The sequence below is a fragment of the Kineococcus sp. G2 genome (genome assembly GCF_037154035.1).
Lineage (GTDB): Bacteria > Actinomycetota > Actinomycetes > Actinomycetales > Kineococcaceae > Kineococcus.
In genome coordinates this window covers 14,300-33,094 of the sequence record NZ_JBBBEM010000041.1, presented here as the reverse complement: position 1 = coordinate 33,094, position 18,795 = coordinate 14,300, and the positions used below count along the sequence as shown (strand labels likewise).

Below are 18,795 nucleotides of genomic sequence, written 5' to 3'. Positions count from 1 at the left end.
CCCCCCCCCCCCCCCCCCCCCCCCCCCCCCCCCCCCCCCCCCCCCCCCCCCCCCCCCCCCCCCCCCCCCCCCCCCCCCCCCCCCCCCCCCCCCCCCCCCCCCCCCCCCCCCCCCCCCCCCCCCCCCCCCCCCCCCCCCCCCCCCCCCCCCCCCCCCCCCCCCCCCCCCCCCCCCCCCCCCCCCCCCCCCCCCCCCCCCCCCCCCCCCCCCCCCCCCCCCCCCCCCCCCCCCCCCCCCCCCCCCCCCCCCCCCCCCCCCCCGCGTCTGCGGGGCCGCCCCGGTCAGCGGGGCGCGAGTGCCGGGCGGTTGTCAGACGACGACGTCGACGAGGTAGTCGGTGTCGGCGAAGCCGACGCGGCCCAGCGCGGCGACGACCGCCTCGCGGGCGCGCTGCTCGGTGCTCGCGTCGTCCTCGGCCTCCACCTGCACCCGGGCGGTCAGGCCCGAGCCGTCGTCGGTGCGCGTGAGCGGGCCCCGCGCGTCGGCACCGGAGGTGGCCGACAGCTCCGGCAGGGCCTCGCGCAGCCGCTCCAGCAGGTCGCCGGCGCGCTCGCGGTCCTCGGGGCGCACGAGTGAGATCTCCACGGTGGCAGGTCGAACGGTCATGCCCCCACCGTGCCGCAGCGCGCCGCCCGGCGCGCGCCGGGAACGCGCCCCCCTCCCCGCCCGTCGAGCAGGCAGGGCCGAGACGCGGCCCGCGGAGGGAGGACGACATGGGGTTGCGCAACCTCGCGGCGCGCTTCGGCGCGGGCGCCGCGTCGGTGGACACGGTGCTGGACCGCGACGTGGTCCAGCCGGGCGGCACGGTCAGCGGCCGGGTCGTCGTGGTCGGCGGCTCGGTGGCCCAGGACGTCGAGGAGGTCGTCGTCGGGCTGCAGGCGCGCGTGGAGGTGGAGAGCGGCGACTCCGAGTGGCGCGAGGACGTCGTCTTCGGCCGCGCCCGGGTCGGCGCGGGGTTCACCACCGTGCCGGGCGAGCGCTCCGAGCTGCCGTTCTCCCTGCAGCTGCCGTGGCAGACGCCGGTGACGGCCATCGGCGGCTGGCACCTGCGCGGCGTGCACGTCGGCGTCGTCACGAAGCTCGTCATCGCCGGCGCCGTGGACCCCGGCGACCTGGACGCGGTGACCGTGGCGCCGCTGCCGGTGCAGCAGGCGGTCGTCGACGCCCTGGGGTCTCTGGGGTGGCGGTTCAAGCACGCCGACGTGGAGAAGGGCCGGGTCCGCGGCTCGGACCTGCCGTTCTACCAGGAGCTGGAGTTCGCCCCGCCGCGGGGCGTGCGCGGGGTGAACGAGCTGGAGGTGACGTTCCTGGCCGACCCGCAGGGCGTGGACGTGGTGCTGGAGGCCGACCGCCGCGGCGGCCTGCTCCTCGAGGGGCGCGACGTGGTCAGCCGGCTGCGCCTGTCGCACGGCGACACCGACCGCGCCCGGGTGGCCGGTGCGCTGGAGCGCGCGGTGCGCGAGCTCGGCTCGCGCCGCGGCTGGGGCTGGTGAACGCCGCGCGGCCCGCGACCGGGGACGGTCGCGGGCCGCGCGGGCGGGCGGTGCGTCAGGCGCTGACGACGACCGGGACGATCATGGGGCGCCGGCGGTGCTTCTGGCTGACCCAGCTGCCCACGGTGCGGCGCACGATCTGCTGCAGCTGGTAGGTGTCGACCGCACCCGTGGAGGCCTCGTTCAGGGCGGCCTCCACCTTGGCCTTGATGCCGCTGAACCGCTCGTCGCCGTCGCCGATGAAGCCGCGGGCGTTGAACTCGGGGCCGGAGACGACCTTGCCGGTGACGGAGTCGACGGCCACGAAGATGGAGATGAACCCCTCCTCGCCGAGGATGCGCCGGTCCTTCAGGTCCGCCTCGGTGATCTCGCCGACGCTGGAGCCGTCGACGTACACGTACCCCACGGGCACCGCACCGGTGATGGCGGCCTCGCCGTCGACGAGGTCGACGACGACGCCGTCCTCGGCGATGACGACCCGCTCGCGCGGCACGCCCGTCTTGATGGCCAGCTCGGCGTTCGCGACCATGTGCCGGTACTCGCCGTGCACCGGCATGACGTTGCGCGGCTTGAGGATGTTGTAGCAGTAGAGCAGCTCCCCGGCGCTGGCGTGCCCGGAGACGTGGATCTTCGCGCTCTGCTGGTGCACGACGTTCGCACCGAGCCGGATCAGGCCGTTGATGACGCGGAACACGGCGTTCTCGTTGCCCGGGATGAGCGAGCTGGCCATGACGACCGTGTCGCCGGCGTTGATGGAGACGCGGTGGTCGCGGTTGGCCATGCGCGACAGCGCCGCCATCGGCTCGCCCTGCGAACCGGTGCACATGAGCACGATGCGGTCGTCGGGCAGGTCGTCGACCTGCTTGAGGTCGATGAGCACGCCCGGCGGCACCTGCAGGTAGCCGAGGTCGGCGGCGATGCCCATGTTGCGCACCATGGAGCGGCCCACGAAGGCCACCCGGCGCCCGTGCGCGTCCGCGGCGTTGAGCACCTGCTGCACGCGGTGCACGTGGCTGGAGAACGAGGCGACGACGATGCGCCGCTCGGCGCGGCCGAACAGCTGCTCGAGCACGGGGCCGATGTCGCGCTCCGGGGCGGTGAAGCCTGGCACCTCGGCGTTGGTGGAGTCCACGCAGAAGAGGTCCACGCCCTCGTCGCCGAGGCGGGCGAACGCGTTGAGGTCGGTGATGCGCCCGTCCAGCGGCAGCTGGTCCATCTTGAAGTCGCCGGTGTGCAGCACCAGGCCGGCGTCGGTGCGGATCGCGACGGCGAGCGCGTCCGGGATGGAGTGGTTCACCGCGATGAACTCGCAGGAGAACGGCCCCAGCTGCTCGGTCTGCCCCTCCTTCACCCCCAGGGTGTAGGGGCGGATGCGGTGCTCCTTGAGCTTGGCCTCGACGAGCGCCAGCGTGAGCTGCGAGCCGACGAGCGGGATGTCGGCGCGCAGGCGCAGCAGGTAGGGGACGGCGCCGATGTGGTCCTCGTGGCCGTGGGTGAGGACCACGGCCACGATGTCGTCGAGGCGGTCGGCGATGGGCTCGAAGTCCGGGAGGATGAGGTCGACGCCGGGCTGGTGCTCCTCGGGGAAGAGCACGCCGCAGTCGACGATCAGCAGCTTGCCGCGGTGCTCGAACACCGTCATGTTGCGCCCGACCTCGCCCAGTCCGCCGAGGCCCACGACGCGCAGGGCGCCGTCGGGCAGCGGCGGCGGGGCGGACAGCTCGGGGTGGGGGTGGCTCATGCGGCTCCTCCTGCGACCGGTGCGGTCGCGCTCGTGGTGCGGGTGGGTGCGGAGTCGGTGGGGCCGGGCAGCAGCCCGGCGGCGGTGAGGTCGGCGGCGATGGCGTCGACCTCGGCGGCGGTGGCCGCCAGCAGGGGGGCGCGCACGGTGCGGTGCGCCAGCGCGCCGGTCAGCTGCAGGGCGGCCTTGACGGCGACGACCCCCTGGGTGCGATTCATGATCCCGCGCACCGCGGGCAGCAGCCGCGCGTGCAGGGTGCGGGCGGTGAGCAGGTCGCCGGCGTCGAGGGCGCGCACCATCCGCGCGTACTCGCGGCCGGCGACGTGGGCGACGACGCTGACGACGCCGGAGCCCCCGTGGGCCAGCAGCGCCAGGTTCAGCGCGTCCTCGCCGGAGTAGTACGCCAGGTCGGTGCGGGCCAGCACCCACGAGGTGGCGGTGAGGTCGCCCTTGGCGTCCTTGACCGCGACGATCCGCTCGTGCGCGGCCAGCCGCACGAGGGTCTCCGTCTCGATCGGCACGCCGGCGCGGCCGGGGATGTCGTAGAGCATCACCGGAAGGCCGGTGGCGTCCGCCACGGTCGTGAAGTGGTGCTCCAGGGCGGCCTGCGGGGGCTTGGAGTAGTAGGGGGTGACCACGAGCAGACCGTGGGCGCCGGCCTTCTCGGCGGCGCGGGCCAGCTCCGCGGTGTGCGCGGTGTCGTTGGTGCCGACCCCGGCCAGCACGTGGGCGCGGTCGCCGACGGCCTCCAGGACGGCGCGCAGCAGGCGGTCCTTCTCCGCGTCGGAGGTGGTGGGCGACTCTCCCGTCGTGCCGCTGACGACGAGGCCGTCGTGGCCCTGCTCGACCAGGCGCTCGGCCAGCGCCGCGGCGGCGGCGTCGTCGAGGGCACCGGAGGCGGTCAGTGGCGTGACCATCGCGGACAGCACCGCCCCGAACGGACGGGGGGGCTGCGCTGCGGTGGCGGTGGGCATGCAGGGAGGTTACCGCCGAGCACCGGCCCGGCCGGTGCGGGACGTGCCCCGGGCCCGGGCGCGCGCGCTGCGCGCGGGACCGGGACGTGCGAGGACCCGGTCGCTGCCCGCTCGGGGGTCCGGGCAGCGACCGGGTCCGCGGGTGTCATCGGCGCGGGACGCGGAGGCGTTACACGTCCGCGCGCTCCCCCGGCGCGAGCACCCGCACGCGCACGCCGGAGCCGTCGGCGCTCGCCCGCACGTGGGAGAGCAGCTCCACGACCGCGTCGGCCTCCAGCGGACCGGTGGGGTGGGTGGTGCGCACGGCCAGGGTGGCGCAGCCGGCGGCGCGCGCGGCGGCCAGGCCGGCGGGGGCGTCCTCCACGACGAGGCAGTCGGCGGGGTCCACGCCGAGGCGGCGAGCGCCCAGCACGAAGCACTCCGGGTCCGGCTTGCCGCGGCTGACGTCGTCGTAGGTGACCAGCGCCGCCGGCTCGGGCAGGCCCGCGGCGCGGCGGCGGGCGTCGGCGAGCGAGCGGCCGCAGGAGGTGACCACCGCCCAGCGGCCGGCGGGCACCTCGGCCAGCAGCCGCGGCACGCCGGGCAGCTGCACGACGTCGTGGACGTCGGCGACCTCCAGCTCGGTGATGCGCGCGGCGGCCTCCTCGGCGCGCTCGGCGCCCACGAGGTCGCGCACGATCTCGGCGGCGGGGCGGCCGTGCCCGCCGGCGGCCGCGAGCGCCTCGGCCGTGACGCCGTGCTCGACGCACCAGCTGGTCCAGCTGCGGGCGATGGCGGCGGTGGAGTCGACGAGGGTGCCGTCCATGTCGAAGAGCACGGCGGCGAAGGGGCGGTCGGGCAGGCTCACGACCGCACCCTACGGGCCGCGGCGGTGCGCTCACCCGGCCGCTCGCGCGCTCACCCGCCCGGGGGACCGGCGCCGCCGTCCGGGCCGGCGGTGCGCTCGCCCGTGCCAGGGTGGGCCGCCGACCGGACCGATCCTGGGGGGACGATGGTGGACGGCGGGACTGGCGCGCGGGGGACCGCGGCGCGCGCGGGGGCGGTGCCCGCGGGCGACGACGGGTTCCGGGGCACCCACGAGCTGCGCACCTCGATCGCCACGGTGTGCCTGGCGGGCACCCTGGACGAGAAGCTGCGGGCGGTGGCCGCGGCCGGGTTCGACGCCGTGGAGGTGTTCGAGCCGGACCTGCTGGCCAGCCCGGAGAGCCCGGCGGCGCTGCGGCGGCGCGTGGAGGACCTGGGGCTGGCGGTGTCGCTGTTCCAGCCGTTCCGCGACGTCGACGACGTGGACCCGGCCGCGGTGGCCCGCAACGCCCACCGCCTGCACCGCAAGTGCGAGCTGGCGCTGGAGCTGGGCACGGACCTGGTGCTGGTGTGCTCGGCGGTGCACCCCGGCGCGGTGCGCGACGACGCGCTCCTGGCGCAGCAGCTGCACGCGGCCGCCGAGGTGGCCGCCTCGCACGGGGTGCGGCTGGCCTACGAGGCCCTGGCGTGGGGCGCGCACGTGTCGGACTACCGGCACGCCGCCCGCGTCGTGGCGGCCGCGGACCACCCGGCGCTGGGGAACTGCCTGGACTCCTTCCACGTGCTCTCGCGCGGGGACGACCCGGCGGGCATCGCGGGCATCGCGCCGGGGAAGGTGTTCTTCTACCAGGTCGCCGACGCTCCGAGGCTGCCGATGGACGTGCTGCCGCTGAGCCGGCACCACCGCTGCTTCCCCGGCCAGGGCGAGTTCGACCTGGAGGGTTTCCACGCCGCGGTGGTGGGCAGCGGGTACCGGGGCCCGGTGTCGCTGGAGGTCTTCAACGACCTGGCCCGGCAGGCCGACCCCGCGGCCACGGCGGTGGACGGGATGCGCTCGCTGCGGCACCTGCGCGACCGCACGTTCCGGCACCGCCCGTCGCTGCCGCCGGCGTCGCCGGCGCCGTCGCTGCCGCGGGCGCCGGTGGTGCGCGCGTGGGCGTTCACGGAGGTCTCCGCCTCCCCCGCCACGGCCGGTGCGGTCACGGACCTGCTGGTGCAGCTGGGTTTCACGTGCGCGGGACGGCACCGCAGCGGGCCGGTGGAGCTGTGGTCGAACGGCGACGCGCGCGTCGTGGTGAACAGCCGCCGCGAGGACGTGCGGGCGCAGGTGACCGCTCTCGGCCTGGCCACGCCGCACCCGCACGCCCTGCACGAGCGCGCCCGCACGCTGCTGGCGCCGGTGGTGAACCGGGCCGTCGGCCCCGGCGAGGCGGAGATCCCCTCCGTGGTGGCACCGGACGGCACGTGGGTGCAGTTCTGCGCCGACGAGCCGGCGGACTCCGGCTGGCCGGCGGACTTCGCGCCGTGCCCGCCGGCGCAGGTGCCCGCGCCGCGGGAGGGTGAGCGCGCGGTGCTGAGCGGGGTGGACCACGTGGCGCTGCCGCAGCGGTTCGCCGGGTTCGACGGCGCCGCGCTGTTCTTCACCTCCGTGCTGGGGCTGGAGGCCTCCCCCACCCAGGTCGTGCCGGGACCGGCCGGGCTGGTGCGGACCCGGGCGCTGAGGTCGGCGGGCGACGCGGTGCGCGTCGTCCTGAGCGTGGCGCCCACCTCGGCGATGCTGCGCGGTCGCCCGCCGGGCGCCGGGCACGTCGCCTTCTCCACCCCGGACGCGCTGGCGGCGGCCCGGGCGTTCCGGCGCGCCGGTGGGAGGCCGTTGCCCGTCCCCGGGAACTACTACGACGACCTGGAGGCCCGCTTCGGCCTGGACGAGGGGTTCCTCGCGCAGCTGCGGGAGAACTCGGTCCTGTACGACCGGGACGCCGACGGGGAACTGCTGCACTTCTGCACCCGCTCGGTCAGCCGCGAGTTCTTCGTGGAGGTCGTGCAGCGCAGCGGCGGCCACCGGGGGTTCGGGGAGGCGAACGCCCCGGTGCGGATGGCGGCGCAGGCGGCACCTCCCACCGCCTGAACACCCCTGCCCGGAACCGGCCCGCGCTCAGGGGCGGGGGTGCAGCAGGTACTCGGTGAGCAGTTCGGCGAGCGCGCCGATCGCGTCGCGGTGCACGACCTCGTACCCGTGGGTGCTCAGGGTCGGCAGGCACAGCAGCGCCGCCCGTGCCGCCTGCCCCTTGAGCTTGGACTGGGAGGCGTCGGACTCGAAGGCGGTGAACGCGGCCGGGACGGGCTCCAGGCCGCGCCGCCGCCCCAGCCGCAGCAGGTGGTCGGCGATCGAGGTGTCGTACACGGCGCCGGCGTCGGCGTAGACGACGATCGGTCCGGAGTCCACGACGGTGCCGTACTCGGGTTCCGCCGGGCCGACCTCCAGCGCCAGGGTCACCTCGCCGGGCAGGGTCCGGCTGGCGTAGGAGGCGCCGACCCCGCCGATCTCCTCGCTGGTGGTGAGCACCAGGTGCACGTCGGCCGGCGGTCGTCCACCGCGCTCGCGCAGCCTCCGGGCGGCCTCGACCAGCGCCGTCACCGCCGCGCGGTCGTCGAGGAAGTACCCGCCGACGTGCTCGCCGAACTCCACGGGTTCGCGCCGGCTGCGGTGCACGCACACGCGCGTGCCGGGGTGCACGCCGGCGGCGGCGAGCTCCTCGGGCGTGCGCCCGGTGAAGATCGACACGTGCTGCCAGTCCATGGCCTGGTCGCCGCCGGAGGGTTTCGTCTGCCAGACCTGCTGCGTCTCCTTCGAGGTGTGCTCGGAACCGAGCGCGAGCACGGCGGTGAGCTCCTCGGCGTCGCCGAGGACGGCCACCGGACCCAGGCCGAAGTTGCCGGGGTTCATGATCCCGAGCTCGCCCACCCGCAGCGTGCCGCCGTCCTCGACGCGCTTGACGATCATCGACAGCTCGTCCGCGTGGGCCATCACCCGCACCCCGGGAGCGCCGGGTTCCCCGGTGCCGCGGACCAGGCCGACGAGGTTGCCGGCGGGGTCCGTCCACAGCTCGTCGACGAGTCCCTCGAGCTCCCGGGCGACCACGTCGCGCACGGCGTCCTCGCGGCCCACGGGGCCGTAGGTCGTGAGCAGTTCGCGCAGCAGGGCGAACGCACGGTCGGGGGTCGTCACGGGGTGCTGGTCGGTCATCTCTTCCCTAGGGTCGCGGTTGTCGAGCCGCCGTCCGGTCTACCGCCTCACGGTGGTGCGCACATCCCGGGACGGCCGGGGGGAACCCCGGGCGGCGGGGCCGGCAGGAGACCGAGCACCGGATCGAGACCGAACACCGGATCGAGCAGGGGGAACGCATGCGCATCGGGTACAAGCTGGCGACGGAGGCCTTCGGGCCCAAGGAGATCATCCGCCAGGCCGTCGAGGCAGAACGGGCCGGTTACGACTTCGTCGAGATGAGCGACCACTACCACCCGTGGCTCGACGTGCAGGGGCACTCGGGCTTCACGTGGAGCCTGCTGGCCGCGATCGCCGCGAAGACGGAGCGGATCGGCCTGGTCACCGGCGTGACGTGCCCGTCGGTGCGCTACCACCCGGCGATCATCGCCCAGGCGGCCGCGACGATGCAGATCATCTCGGACGGGCGGTTCACCCTGGGCGTGGGCGCCGGCGAGCGCCTCAACGAGCACGTCGTGGGTCGCGGCTTCCCCGGTGTGGCCGAGCGCCACGAGCGCTTCCGCGAGGCGCTGGAGATCATCCGGCTGCTGTGGCGGGGCGGCTACCGCACCTACGAGGGCAAGCACCTGCGACTGGAGGACGCGCGCGTCTTCGACCTGCCCGAGGAGCTGCCCGTCATCGCGGTGGCCTCCAGCGGGAAGGCCTCGGCGCGGATCGCCGCGGAGCTGGGCGACGGGCTGTTCGCCACCGAGCCGAAGGGCGAGATCGTCGGGACCTGGAAGGAGCTGGGCGGCAGCGGCCCGGCCTACGCCGAGGTGCCGATGGCCTGGGCGCCCGACGAGGACTCCGCGATCGACGCCGTGCTGGAGAAGAGCCGCTGGGCCGTCACCGGGTGGAAGGTGATGTCCGAACTGCCCAACCCGGTGAACTTCGACGCCGCCACGCAGACGGTCGGCGCGGAGCACGTCAGGGCCCAGTTCGCCGTCGGCCCGGACCCGGCGGCCTACCTGAGCGGCGCCCAGCAGTACGTCGACGCGGGGTTCGACCACCTCGTCACCCAGAACGCCGGCCCCGACCCGGACGGGTTCCTGGAGTTCTTCGCGAACGAGCTGGCGGAGCCGCTGCGCGCGCTGACCCCCTCGTCCTGAGGGGCGGACGTGCACCGCGGCCCAACTCCCCGCGCCGGGGTGGTGGGCCGCGGTGCACCGGGACGGGGTCGCAGGGAGCTCAGCCGCGCGGCCGCCGGCCGCGCCGCAGCCGCCCGACGACGACGGCGGCGTCCACGGCGGCGACCACCGCCAGCGCGAGCAGGACGATCCCCGGCCCCCGGGAGCCGCCGGGCGGCTCCTCGGCGGTGAGCCACAGCGCGGCGAAGACCCCGCAGACGACGAAGCCGAACGCCGCCAGCAGCAGGCGCAGTGCCAGCGGGGAGCGCGCGGTGCGCGCCTCGTCCCCGGTGCGGCCGCGCGGCTGTCCCGGCGGGACCGACGGGTCGGCCGGTCGACGGGTCCGGTGGCGACGCTCGTCAGGGCTCATGCGTGGTGCGTACCCGCCGCACGGCCGGTCATGCGCGGTGGTCCCCGACCTCCCCGGGTGCACGTCCCTTGCCGGTGCGCAATCATCGGGGCGGCCCGAACAGCCGTGCCCCGACCCGATCCGCGAGGGAGTGCCCGTGCCGCCGACCTGGCTCACCGTCGTCTCCTGGATCGCCCTGGCCGTCGCCTTCACGAGCGCCGCGGCGGTCCTCGTCGACACCTGCGCCCGCGGCGGCTACCGCCAGCACGTGGAGGTCATGGAGATCGTCTGGCCGATCACCGCCCTGCACCTCGGCCCGGTCGCCGTGCGGGGCTACGTGCGCTTCGGCCGGAAGGAGTCGCACAAGTGGATGCAGGAGCACGGCCGGGACGGGGCACCGCGCGAGCCCGGGTGGGACACCGTGGCCACCGGCGTCAAGGAGGCGGTGTGAGCCGGGCGGGCGGTGCGGCGCGGGCCGGGCGCCCGTGAACGCCCACGAGGCGCTGATCGGCGACTGGCACGTCGCCGTGTGGGCGGCGGTCAAGGGCGTCGCCCTGTTCGCCACCGCCCTGGCGCTGTTCCGCGTCGCCGAGCGGCGCACCCTGGCGGCCTTCGCCCCGTTCGACTGGGTGGCCGCCGTGGCCGTGGGCGCGGTCGTCGGCCGCTCCGCCACGGCGTCGGACACCTCCTGGCTCACCGGTGCCGCGGTGCTGCTGGCGCTGTTCGCGGTGCACAGCGCCATCGCCCGGCTGAGGTTCCTCGCCCCGGTGCGGTGGGTCGTGGACCCCCCGCTGCGCGTGCTGGTGCGCGACGGGGTCGTGGACCAGCGCAACATGCGCCGCTGCGGCCTGACCACCGCGGACCTGGAGGCCATCATGCGCCAGCAGGGCTACCCCGGGACGGCGTCGGTCCACCTGGCGATCTTCGAGGCGAAGGGGGCGGTCTCGGTGGTCGGGGCCCCGCCGGAGGAGGTCTCGCCCGAGCGCTGACCGGCCGCGCGCGAGAGGCTGACGAGCGCACCGACGAGCACACCCCGACGAGAGGAGGACCCGGTGGCCCTCATCGAGGACTACGGGCTGATCGGAGACCTGCAGACCGCGGCCCTGGTGGGCCGGGACGGGTCCATCGACTGGCTGTGCCTGCCGCGCTTCGACTCCCCCGCGTGCTTCGCGGCGCTGCTCGGCGACGAGGAGGCCGGTCGCTGGCGCATCGCCCCGGTCGGGGCCGGGGACTGCACCCGGCGGCGCTACCGCGGCGACGCGCTGGTGCTGGAGAGCGAGTGGGACACCCCCGAGGGCACGGTGCGCGTCATCGACCTCATGCCGCCGCGCGGGCAGGCCCCCGACGTGGTGCGGATCGTGGAGGGCGTCAGCGGGCGCGTGCGCGTGTCGATGGACCTGCGGCTCCGGTTCGACCACGGCAGCATCGTGCCGTGGGTGCAGCGCACCGGCGGCGGCCTGCGCGCGGTCGCCGGCCCGGACGCCGCGCACCTGCACACCCCCGTGGACCTCCACGGCGAGGGGATGGCCACGCGCGCGGAGTTCACCGTCGGCCCCGGCGACCGCGTCCCCTTCGTGCTGACGCACACCCCGTCGTGGGCGGGGGAACCCGAGCCGGTGGACGCCGAGCGGGCGCTGGAGGGCACGGAGTCGTTCTGGCGCGAGTGGCTGGAGCGGTTCCACTACGACCCCCGGGACCTGCGCGGTGAACCGGCCACCGCCGAGCGCTGGAGCGCCGCGGTGCGCCGGTCCCTGGTGCTGCTGAAGGCGCTGACGTACGCCCCCACCGGGGGGATCGTCGCCGCGGCCACCACGTCGCTGCCCGAGCAGATCGGGGGCACCCGGAACTGGGACTACCGGTTCACGTGGCTGCGGGACGCGACGTTCACCCTGCAGTCCCTGCTGGGCACCGGTTTCGTCGAGGAGGCGAAGGCGTGGCGCGAGTGGCTCCTGCGGGCCGTGGCCGGGGACCCGGCGAAGCTGCAGATCATGTACGGCATCGACGGCACCCGGCGGCTGACCGAGCTGGAACTGCCCTGGTTGCCCGGGTACGAGGGCTCGGGGCCGGTGCGCGTGGGCAACGCCGCCGCCGACCAGCTCCAGCTCGACGTGTGGGGCGAGGTCCTCGACGGGCTGCACGTGGCGCGCAGCGCCGGCCTGGAGCCGGACGAGACGGCCTGGGACCTGCAGAAGGCGCTGCTGGAGCACCTGGAGGGGAACTGGCGCGAGCCCGACAACGGCCTGTGGGAGGTGCGCGGGCCGCGACGGCACTTCGTGCACTCCAAGGTGCTGGCGTGGGCCGGGGTCGACCGCGGTGTGCAAGCCGTCGAGCGGTTCGGCCTGGACGGCCCCGTGGACACCTGGCGGCGGGTGCGCGACGAGATCCACGCCGAGGTGTGCGAGCAGGGTTTCGACCCCGCGCGAGGCACCTTCACCCAGTCCTACGGCTCGCGGGGGCTGGACGCGGCGACCCTGCTCATCCCCGAGGTGGGTTTCCTGCCGTGGGACGACGCCCGCGTCGTCGGGACCGTCGACGCGGTCCAGCGCGAGCTGGAGCGGGACGGGTTCCTGCTGCGCTACGACACCGGGGCGGACGGCGGTGATGGGCTGGCCGGTGAGGAGGGCACCTTCCTGATCTGCACCTTCTGGCTCGCCGACGCCCTGCACGGCACCGGCCGCCGTGAGGAGGCCCGGCGGCTGTTCGAGCGCCTGCTGGACCTGCGCAACGACCTGGGGCTGCTCAGCGAGGAGTACGACCCGGTCGCGCGCCGGCACCTGGGCAACACCCCCCAGGCGTTCAGCCTCGTCGGCCTGGTGAACACCGCCCGCCACCTCGGCGGCAGCCACCCGGCCGACCTGGAGCCGCGCACCGGGGGCGGGGTGCCGGGCGACGGCAGCGCCGAACGCGGTCCCACGCGGGACGGCTGACGCCGCTGGGCCACCGGCCCGGTGGCGCGGATCCGGGAACCGGCACAGGATTGAGCTCCTGCAAAGGTCACCTCGGCCCCCGGGCCCCGCGCCGGGCGCGGGACCCCACCACGATGGGAGTTTGCGTGAGCAGCACCGCGCCGTCCGCCCGCCCCGCGTCCCGGACGCCCGGACCCCGGCGCCGCCGCACCGCCCTCGCGGGGTTCCTGCTCGTCCCCCTGGCGCTGGCGGGGTGCACGGCCACCGCCGAGGAGGACACCGCGGCCACCGGTGCCGCCAGCGGTGAGGCCACCGCGGGTGCCGCGCGGACGGCGGAGGCCGGCGGGGTGAGCGCCGGCAGCACCGTGGAGACCCTGCAGGAGTCCTACCAGCAGGTGATCAGCGAGGTCCTGCCCTCCGTGGTGGAGATCCGCACGCCCAACGGCCTCGGCAGCGGCGTCGTGCTCGACGAGCAGGGCAACATCGTCACCAACGCGCACGTCATCGGCGCCTCCACCGAGTTCGAGGTGCAGTTCGCCAACTCCGCGGTGTCGTACCCGGCGACCCTGGTGGGCACCTACCCGCAGAACGACCTGGCGGTGATCCGGGTCGAGGGCGCCCCGGACCTGCAGCCGGCGACGCTGGCCGACTCCGACGCCGTGGAGGTCGGCACGCTCGTGCTGGCCATGGGCAACCCGCTGGGCCTGTCCAGCAGCGTCAGCGACGGCATCGTCTCCGCCACCGGCCGCACCGTGTCCGAGCCGCCCAGCGAGGCGGCCCCGGCCGGTGCGACGCTGCCGGGCACCATCCAGACCTCCGCTGCGATCAACCCCGGCAACAGCGGCGGGGCGCTGGTGAACATGCGGGGCGAGGTCATCGGCATCCCGACCCTGGCGGCCACCAGCCCGGCCGGCGGTGGCGGCGCCGCGCCCGGCATCGGCTTCGCGATCCCCTCGAACACGGTGAAGAACGTCGCCCCCCAGCTCATCGAGGACGGCGAGGTCACCGACACCGACCGCGCCGCCCTGGGCGTCACCGTCACCACGCTCGCCGACTCGTCCGGCCAGCCCGCCGGGGTGGGTGTCGTGGGGGTGGAACCGGACGGGGCGGCCGAGTCCGCCGGGCTGCGCGAGGGGGACGTCATCACCTCCGTCGACGGCCAGCAGGTCCGCAGCACCGCGGAGCTGTCCGCGGTGCTGGCCGACCTGGAGGTCGGCCAGACCGTGGACGTCACCGTGCAGCGCGACGGCGAGGAGCAGACGTTCCAGGTCCGGCTCGGCGAGCTGAGCGCGGCGGGCTGACGGCTCAGGACGCGGCGGGGGCGGGTCGCGCCCGCCGCGTCCGCCACCTCCGCGTGCCCAGGGCGCTCAGCCACACCGACGCCCCCGCGATCGCGGCCCCGACGAGAGCGGTTTCCGGGATGTGTTCCGGCACACCCCGCCGTGCGGTGGGGAGCCCATCGGCCTGGTGGCAGCTCTCGCGGGTGGCGCGATCGCCGGGAGCCGGAAGGGCGACCTCCGACTCCCGGCGCGTCCCCGGTCCAGCCCCGGACCGGCCCCACCCGTGGTGGTGCCGCGACGGCGCTGCGGGTCTCGACGGACCGGTCAGCCAGCGGCGCCCGCAGCGCCGGATCGGGCGGCGCGGACGTCCTGGCGCACGCTGGCCAGCGTCTCCTCCGGCAGCGGTGGACCGACGCGCCTCAGCTCGGCGGTCCCGGCGACGGCCAGCGCCGCTGCACCACCGCCGTACAGGGCCGTCGCCAGCAACGCGGCGCTCGGGGCGGGCAGCACCTTCCCGAGGGTGCGCACGACGAACGCGGCCGACGTGCCGGCCGCCAGCGCGCCCAGGACAGCGGCTCCGCCGAGCATCGCCGCCCCCCTGGACGCCTCCCTGGCCTTGGCCAGCACCTCCTGCTGCCCGCGGCGGATCTCGGCACGCACCAGTTCCGCGGTGTCCGACGTGAGGTCGTCGACGAGCTGACCGGCGGTGCGGCCGGGTTCTTCGGTCATGGGTCTCCTCCTCGTGAGGCGGTTCGTGAGGTGGTCGTGACGGGTGACCGGTGCCGGGGCCCGGTGCGGGGCCCCACCACCGGGAACGCTACGCGCCCGGGCACCGGCGCACCGCTCAGGACCGCGCTCGCCGCTCACTCGTACCGGGCGGCGCGGGCTTCCACCTCGAACAGGACCTCGTCGGCGGCGTCGGGGCTGACCGCCCCGGTGCGGCGGGCCGCCAGCACGGTCTCGCGCTCCGCGTCGAGGCCCGCGACGAGCAGACGCCCCAGGGCGTCCAGCGCCTCGGTCCCCTCCTCCTCGTCGAGCAGCGACGCCTCCGAGCCGTGGCGGTCGAGGCGGGCGCGGTAGTTCGCGACCGCCGCCTCCCTGACCCGCAGCGGGGCACCGGCGCCGGACTCCTGCACGGCCCGCAGCGCCGCCGCGGTGGCGTCGCGGCGCAGTCGCCGCACGCCCGCGTCGCCGGAGGCGGGGACGGCCACGCCGAGGCGGCGGACCAGGGGCGCGAGCGTCAAGCCCTGCGCGATGAGCGTGACGAGCACGGTGACCAGGGCCACGAGCACCACCTCCGCGCGGTAGGGGAACGCGCCGTCGGCCCCGGTGACCGGCAGGGCCAGGGCCAGGGCCACGGTGACCACGCCGCGCATGCCCGCCCAGGAGGCCACGGTGGCCTCCCGCCACCCCGCCGGGGTCGCCGAGCCGCGACGGCGCGCGCGGCGCCCGGCGAGGGCTGACGCGGTGTGCACGGCGGCGAAGCGCAGGGCGATGAGCGTGCCGACCACCGCGGCCGCCAGGCCGACGGCGTGGGTGTCGCCCCACTGCGAGGTGCCCTCCAGCACCGTGGTGAGCTCGATGCCGAGGAACCCGAAGAGCAGCCCGGTGACGGCGAAGTCGACGTAGCGCCACACCGCCCGCCCCAGCAACCAGCCGCGGGACGTGGTGGCACCGGCGCCCCTGGCCCGCAGCAGGAGCCCGGCGGCCAGGACGGCGAGCACGCCGGAGGCCCGGACCTCGTCGGCGACCAGGTAGGCCGCGAACGGCAGCGCGATCGTCACCGTGGTCTCCACCGGGGCGTCGTGCAGGTGCGCCAGCGCCCAGCGGGCCAGCAGACCCGCCACCAGGCCGATCGCGGTGCCGCCGACGACCTCCAGCAACAGGTGCCAGCCGATCTCCCCCGCCCCCACGCTGCCGCTCGTCACCGCGACCAGGGCCACCGAGTACAGCGTCAGGGCGGTGGCGTCGTTGAACTGCCCCTCCCCCTCCAGGACCGTCACGAGCCGTGGCGGGAGCCGCAGCCGGCGCGCCACGGCGGTTGCCGCCACGGGGTCGGGCGGGGCGACGATCGCACCCAGCACGACGGCCACCGCCCACGGCAGCCCGAACGCGCGCGCGACGAGGGCCACGGCGAACGCGCTCAGCGCCGTCAGCCCCACCGCGAGGAACAGCACCGAACCGGCGTCCCGCCGCAGCTCCCGCAGCGCCCCCCGCTGCGTGGTCGCGAACAGCAGCGGCGGCAGGACGAGCGGCAGGATCACCTCCGGCGGCAACCGGGGCGAGGGCACCTGGGGCACGAGGGCGAGCAGCAACCCGTACACGGTGAGCACCACCGGTTGCGGCACCCCGATCCGCCCCGCGAGGGGGGTCAGCACCACGATCCCCAGCACCAGCAGCCCGAGCAGCACGACGACGTCCACGGTGGCGATCGTCGGGGTCCTCGCCGCCGATCACCACTCGGGCCCGGCACCGATCGGCCCGCATGACCACCACGATGACGGGTAGGTCTCGGAGGTGGCCGTTCGGCCCGGCGGGACGCGGTCCCGCCGGGGTCCCCGGCCCGACCAGCAGCACGACGTCGAGGAGGAGAACCGTGAAGGCTGTCGTCTACCGGGGCCCGAGGTCCGTCGCCGTCGAGGAGGTCCCCGACGCGCGCGTGGAGAACCCCACCGATGCCGTCGTGCGCATCACCACGACGAACATCTGCGGTTCTGACCTGCACATGTACGAGGGGCGCACGTCCGTGGAGGAGGGCAAGGTCCTCGGCCACGAGAACATGGGGATCGTCGAGGCCGTCGGCGACGGTGTGGACCGGATCGAGGTCGGCGACCGCGTCTCGGTGCCCTTCAACATCGCCTGCGGCACCTGCCGCAACTGCGTGCACGGCTGGACGTCGTTCTGCCTGCGGGTGAACCCCAACGAGGGCATGGACGGCTCCGCGTACGGCTACGCGAACATGGGCCCCTACGACGGCGGGCAGGCGGAGTTCCTGCGGGTTCCCTTCGCGGACTTCAACCTGCTGGAGCTGCCGGAGGGCACCGAGCACGAGAACGACTTCACCATGCTGTCCGACGTCTTCCCCACCGGCTGGCACGGCGTGGAGTTGTCCGGGATGTCGCCCGGTGAGGACGTCGCCGTCTTCGGCGCCGGCCCGGTGGGGCTCATGGCCGCGCACAGCGCCCTCATCAAGGGCGCCTCCCGCGTGTTCGTGGTGGACAAGGAGAAGGACCGCCTCGCCCTGGCCGAGAGCATCGGCGCCATCCCCGTCGACTTCTCCGCGTCCGACCCGGTCGAGCAGATCACCGAGGCGACGAAGGGCCGCGGTGTCGACCGCGGCGTGGAGGCCGTCGGGTACCAGGCCCACGACCCCGCCGGCGACGAGCACCCCGAACTCGTGCTCGACAACCTCGTGAAGGTCGTCCGCAGCACCGGCGGCATCGGCGTCGTGGGCGTCTACATGCCGCAGGACCCGGGCGCGGCGACCGAGGGCGCCCAGCAGGGGCGCATCGGCTGGGACTACGGCACCTTCTTCACCAAGGGCCTGTCCATGGGCACCGGCCAGGCCCCCGTCATGCGCTACAACCGCCAGTTGCGCGACCTCATCGTCGCCGGGCGGGCGAACCCGGGGTTCATCGTCTCGCACGAGCTGGGCCTGGACCAGGCTCCCGAGGGCTACGCGAGGTTCGACGCCCGCGAGGACGGCTGGACGAAGGTGCTGCTGCACCCCGGGCAGTCCTCGTGACCGCTCCCGGAGCCACCGACGCCCCCGTCGGCGAGCTGGAGCTGGTGCACGCCTTCCACGGCCCCATGCCGACCGGCGTCACGGTCTCCGCGGCGGGCCGGGTCTTCGTCTGCTACCCGAAGTGGGGCGACGAGGTCCCGGCCACCGCCGCCGAGATCGTCGACGGGCGCGAGGTGCCCTTCCCCGACGAGGCGTGGAACGCGCCCGACGGGAACGACGACGAGCGGGCGCTGGTCTCGGTGCAGAGCGTCGTCGTCGACCCCGCCGACCGGCTGTGGGCGCTGGACACCGGCAGCCCGATGTTCGCCCCCACCAGCCCCGGGGGCCCGAAACTGGTGCGAGTGGACCTGGGGACGAACACGGTCGAGCAGGTCATCACCTTCAGCCCCGACGTGGTGCTGGAGACCACCTACCTCAACGACGTGCGCTTCGACCTGCGCGCGGGCGAGGCGGGCACGGCCTACATCACCGACTCCTCGGACTCCGGACCCAACGCCCTGATCGTCGTGGACCTGGCCACGGGGAGCGCCCGGCGCCGCCTGCACGAGCACCCCTCCACGAAGGCCGAGCCGCTGTCGAGCTTCCGTCCCGTGGTGGAGGGCAGGCCGTTCCTGGAGCGCTCGGAGGACGGCTCCACCCAGCCGGTGTCCATGGGCGCGGACGGCATCGCGATCTCCGCCGACGGCGAGCGGCTGTTCTACTGCCCGCTGGCCTCGCGCCGCTGGTACAGCGTCTCCACGGCGGCGCTGCGCGACCCCTCCCTCGACGACGAGGCCGTGGCGGCCACCGTCGTCGACGAGGGCGACAAGGGCAGCGGGTCGGACGGGCTGGAGACCGACGACGCCGGACGGGTGTACCTGACCTCCTACGAGCACGACGCCGTCCTGCGCCGGCTGCCCGACGGCAGCTTCGAGACGGTGGTGCACGACCCGCGGCTGCTGTGGCCGGACACCCTGTCGGTGACCGACGGGTACCTGTACGTCACGGCGAACCAGCTGCACCGGCAGGCGAACTACCAGGGCGGACAGGACCTGCGGAGCAAGCCGTACGCCCTGTTCCGCACCCCCATCGACGCGGGCCCCGTGCGGCTGCGCTGAGCGTTGCACCCCGG

Annotated in this window: 17 protein-coding genes; 9 read left to right on the top strand and 8 right to left on the bottom strand. The window is 75.6% G+C overall.

Annotated features, from left to right (window positions below; translation table 11 throughout):
- Window positions 1–309: 309 nt before the first annotated feature.
- Window positions 310–606 carry a hypothetical protein gene (locus tag V9U69_RS08065; protein ID WP_337061045.1) on the bottom strand — a complete coding sequence of 99 codons (297 nt, stop codon included), beginning with the start codon at window positions 604–606 and terminating at the stop codon, window positions 310–312.
- 107 nt (window positions 607–713) lie between these two features.
- On the opposite strand from V9U69_RS08065, the gene V9U69_RS08060 reads away from it, so the two are divergent.
- Window positions 714–1,493 carry a sporulation protein gene (locus V9U69_RS08060; RefSeq protein ID WP_337061043.1) on the top strand — a complete coding sequence of 260 codons (780 nt, stop codon included), beginning with the start codon at window positions 714–716 and terminating at the stop codon, window positions 1,491–1,493.
- A gap of 55 nt (window positions 1,494–1,548) precedes the next feature.
- Here V9U69_RS08060 and V9U69_RS08055 read toward each other — a convergent pair whose 3' ends face one another.
- The 3 genes from V9U69_RS08055 to V9U69_RS08045 all read right to left on the bottom strand — a co-directional run bounded on the left by V9U69_RS08055 (window position 1,549) and on the right by V9U69_RS08045 (window position 5,055).
- Window positions 1,549–3,234: a ribonuclease J gene (locus tag V9U69_RS08055; RefSeq protein ID WP_337061041.1), complete on the bottom strand. Its 1,686-nt coding sequence runs from the start codon at window positions 3,232–3,234 to the stop codon at window positions 1,549–1,551.
- On the bottom strand, window positions 3,231–4,208 hold the full coding sequence (gene dapA, locus V9U69_RS08050) for a 4-hydroxy-tetrahydrodipicolinate synthase (protein ID WP_337061039.1): 978 nt from the start codon (window positions 4,206–4,208) through the stop codon (window positions 3,231–3,233). The genes V9U69_RS08055 and dapA overlap by 4 nt, the downstream gene beginning before the upstream one ends.
- 169 nt (window positions 4,209–4,377) lie before the next feature.
- Window positions 4,378–5,055: an HAD-IA family hydrolase gene (locus tag V9U69_RS08045; RefSeq protein WP_337061038.1), complete on the bottom strand. Its 678-nt coding sequence runs from the start codon at window positions 5,053–5,055 to the stop codon at window positions 4,378–4,380.
- A gap of 147 nt (window positions 5,056–5,202) precedes the next feature.
- Here V9U69_RS08045 and V9U69_RS08040 point away from each other — a divergent pair, with 147 nt between their 5' ends.
- Window positions 5,203–7,140, top strand: a complete 1,938-nt coding sequence (locus tag V9U69_RS08040) for a sugar phosphate isomerase/epimerase and 4-hydroxyphenylpyruvate domain-containing protein (protein WP_337061037.1) — start codon at window positions 5,203–5,205, stop codon at window positions 7,138–7,140.
- Between the two features lie 27 nt (window positions 7,141–7,167).
- Here V9U69_RS08040 and V9U69_RS08035 read toward each other — a convergent pair whose 3' ends face one another.
- Window positions 7,168–8,259: a M42 family metallopeptidase gene (locus tag V9U69_RS08035; RefSeq protein ID WP_442907672.1), complete on the bottom strand. Its 1,092-nt coding sequence runs from the start codon at window positions 8,257–8,259 to the stop codon at window positions 7,168–7,170.
- Window positions 8,260–8,417: 158 nt separating this feature from the next.
- Between V9U69_RS08035 and V9U69_RS08030 the strand changes: the two genes are divergently transcribed.
- Window positions 8,418–9,386, top strand: a complete 969-nt coding sequence (locus V9U69_RS08030) for a TIGR03557 family F420-dependent LLM class oxidoreductase (RefSeq protein WP_337061034.1) — start codon at window positions 8,418–8,420, stop codon at window positions 9,384–9,386.
- A 79-nt stretch (window positions 9,387–9,465) separates the two neighbouring features.
- On the opposite strand, the gene V9U69_RS08025 is transcribed toward V9U69_RS08030, so the two are convergent.
- The gene (locus V9U69_RS08025) at window positions 9,466–9,774 is read right to left on the bottom strand and encodes a DUF6343 family protein (RefSeq protein WP_337061033.1); all 309 of its coding nucleotides are present in this window, start codon (window positions 9,772–9,774) and stop codon (window positions 9,466–9,468) included.
- Between the two features lie 136 nt (window positions 9,775–9,910).
- Between V9U69_RS08025 and V9U69_RS08020 the strand changes: the two genes are divergently transcribed.
- From V9U69_RS08020 to V9U69_RS08005, 4 genes are all read left to right on the top strand, one after another.
- Window positions 9,911–10,204, top strand: coding sequence for a hypothetical protein (locus V9U69_RS08020; RefSeq protein ID WP_337061032.1), 294 nt, complete (start codon window positions 9,911–9,913; stop codon window positions 10,202–10,204).
- 34 nt (window positions 10,205–10,238) lie between these two features.
- Complete coding sequence (locus V9U69_RS08015; RefSeq protein ID WP_337061030.1) at window positions 10,239–10,742, top strand: DUF421 domain-containing protein; 504 nt, start codon at window positions 10,239–10,241, stop codon at window positions 10,740–10,742.
- Between the two features lie 63 nt (window positions 10,743–10,805).
- The gene (locus V9U69_RS08010; RefSeq protein ID WP_337061028.1) at window positions 10,806–12,680 is read left to right on the top strand and encodes a glycoside hydrolase family 15 protein; all 1,875 of its coding nucleotides are present in this window, start codon (window positions 10,806–10,808) and stop codon (window positions 12,678–12,680) included.
- 125 nt (window positions 12,681–12,805) lie between these two features.
- Window positions 12,806–13,960, top strand: a complete 1,155-nt coding sequence (locus V9U69_RS08005; RefSeq protein WP_337061026.1) for a S1C family serine protease — start codon at window positions 12,806–12,808, stop codon at window positions 13,958–13,960.
- 303 nt (window positions 13,961–14,263) lie between these two features.
- Here V9U69_RS08005 and V9U69_RS08000 read toward each other — a convergent pair whose 3' ends face one another.
- Entirely contained in the window at window positions 14,264–14,668 is a 405-nt protein-coding gene (locus V9U69_RS08000; RefSeq protein WP_337061025.1) for a phage holin family protein, read from the bottom strand.
- Between the two features lie 134 nt (window positions 14,669–14,802).
- Entirely contained in the window at window positions 14,803–16,362 is a 1,560-nt protein-coding gene (locus V9U69_RS07995; protein ID WP_337061023.1) for a cation:proton antiporter, read from the bottom strand.
- A 173-nt stretch (window positions 16,363–16,535) separates the two neighbouring features.
- Between V9U69_RS07995 and V9U69_RS07990 the strand changes: the two genes are divergently transcribed.
- Both V9U69_RS07990 and V9U69_RS07985 read left to right on the top strand, forming a co-directional pair.
- Window positions 16,536–17,684, top strand: coding sequence for a glutathione-independent formaldehyde dehydrogenase (locus V9U69_RS07990; RefSeq protein WP_337061022.1), 1,149 nt, complete (start codon window positions 16,536–16,538; stop codon window positions 17,682–17,684).
- Window positions 17,681–18,781, top strand: a complete 1,101-nt coding sequence (locus tag V9U69_RS07985; RefSeq protein WP_337061020.1) for an L-dopachrome tautomerase-related protein — start codon at window positions 17,681–17,683, stop codon at window positions 18,779–18,781. The genes V9U69_RS07990 and V9U69_RS07985 overlap by 4 nt, the downstream gene beginning before the upstream one ends.
- Window positions 18,782–18,795 lie beyond the last annotated feature (14 nt).

Coding starts and splice junctions, on each gene's coding strand:
- V9U69_RS08065 (WP_337061045.1), bottom strand. CDS start 606: ATGACCGTTCGACCTGCCACCGTGGAGATCTCACTCGTGCGCCCCGAG.
- V9U69_RS08025 (WP_337061033.1), bottom strand. CDS start 9,774: ATGAGCCCTGACGAGCGTCGCCACCGGACCCGTCGACCGGCCGACCCG.
- V9U69_RS08035 (WP_442907672.1), bottom strand. CDS start 8,259: ATGACCGACCAGCACCCCGTGACGACCCCCGACCGTGCGTTCGCCCTG.
- V9U69_RS08000 (WP_337061025.1), bottom strand. CDS start 14,668: ATGACCGAAGAACCCGGCCGCACCGCCGGTCAGCTCGTCGACGACCTC.
- V9U69_RS08055 (WP_337061041.1), bottom strand. CDS start 3,234: ATGAGCCACCCCCACCCCGAGCTGTCCGCCCCGCCGCCGCTGCCCGAC.
- dapA (WP_337061039.1), bottom strand. CDS start 4,208: ATGCCCACCGCCACCGCAGCGCAGCCCCCCCGTCCGTTCGGGGCGGTG.
- V9U69_RS08060 (WP_337061043.1), top strand. CDS start 714: ATGGGGTTGCGCAACCTCGCGGCGCGCTTCGGCGCGGGCGCCGCGTCG.
- V9U69_RS08030 (WP_337061034.1), top strand. CDS start 8,418: ATGCGCATCGGGTACAAGCTGGCGACGGAGGCCTTCGGGCCCAAGGAG.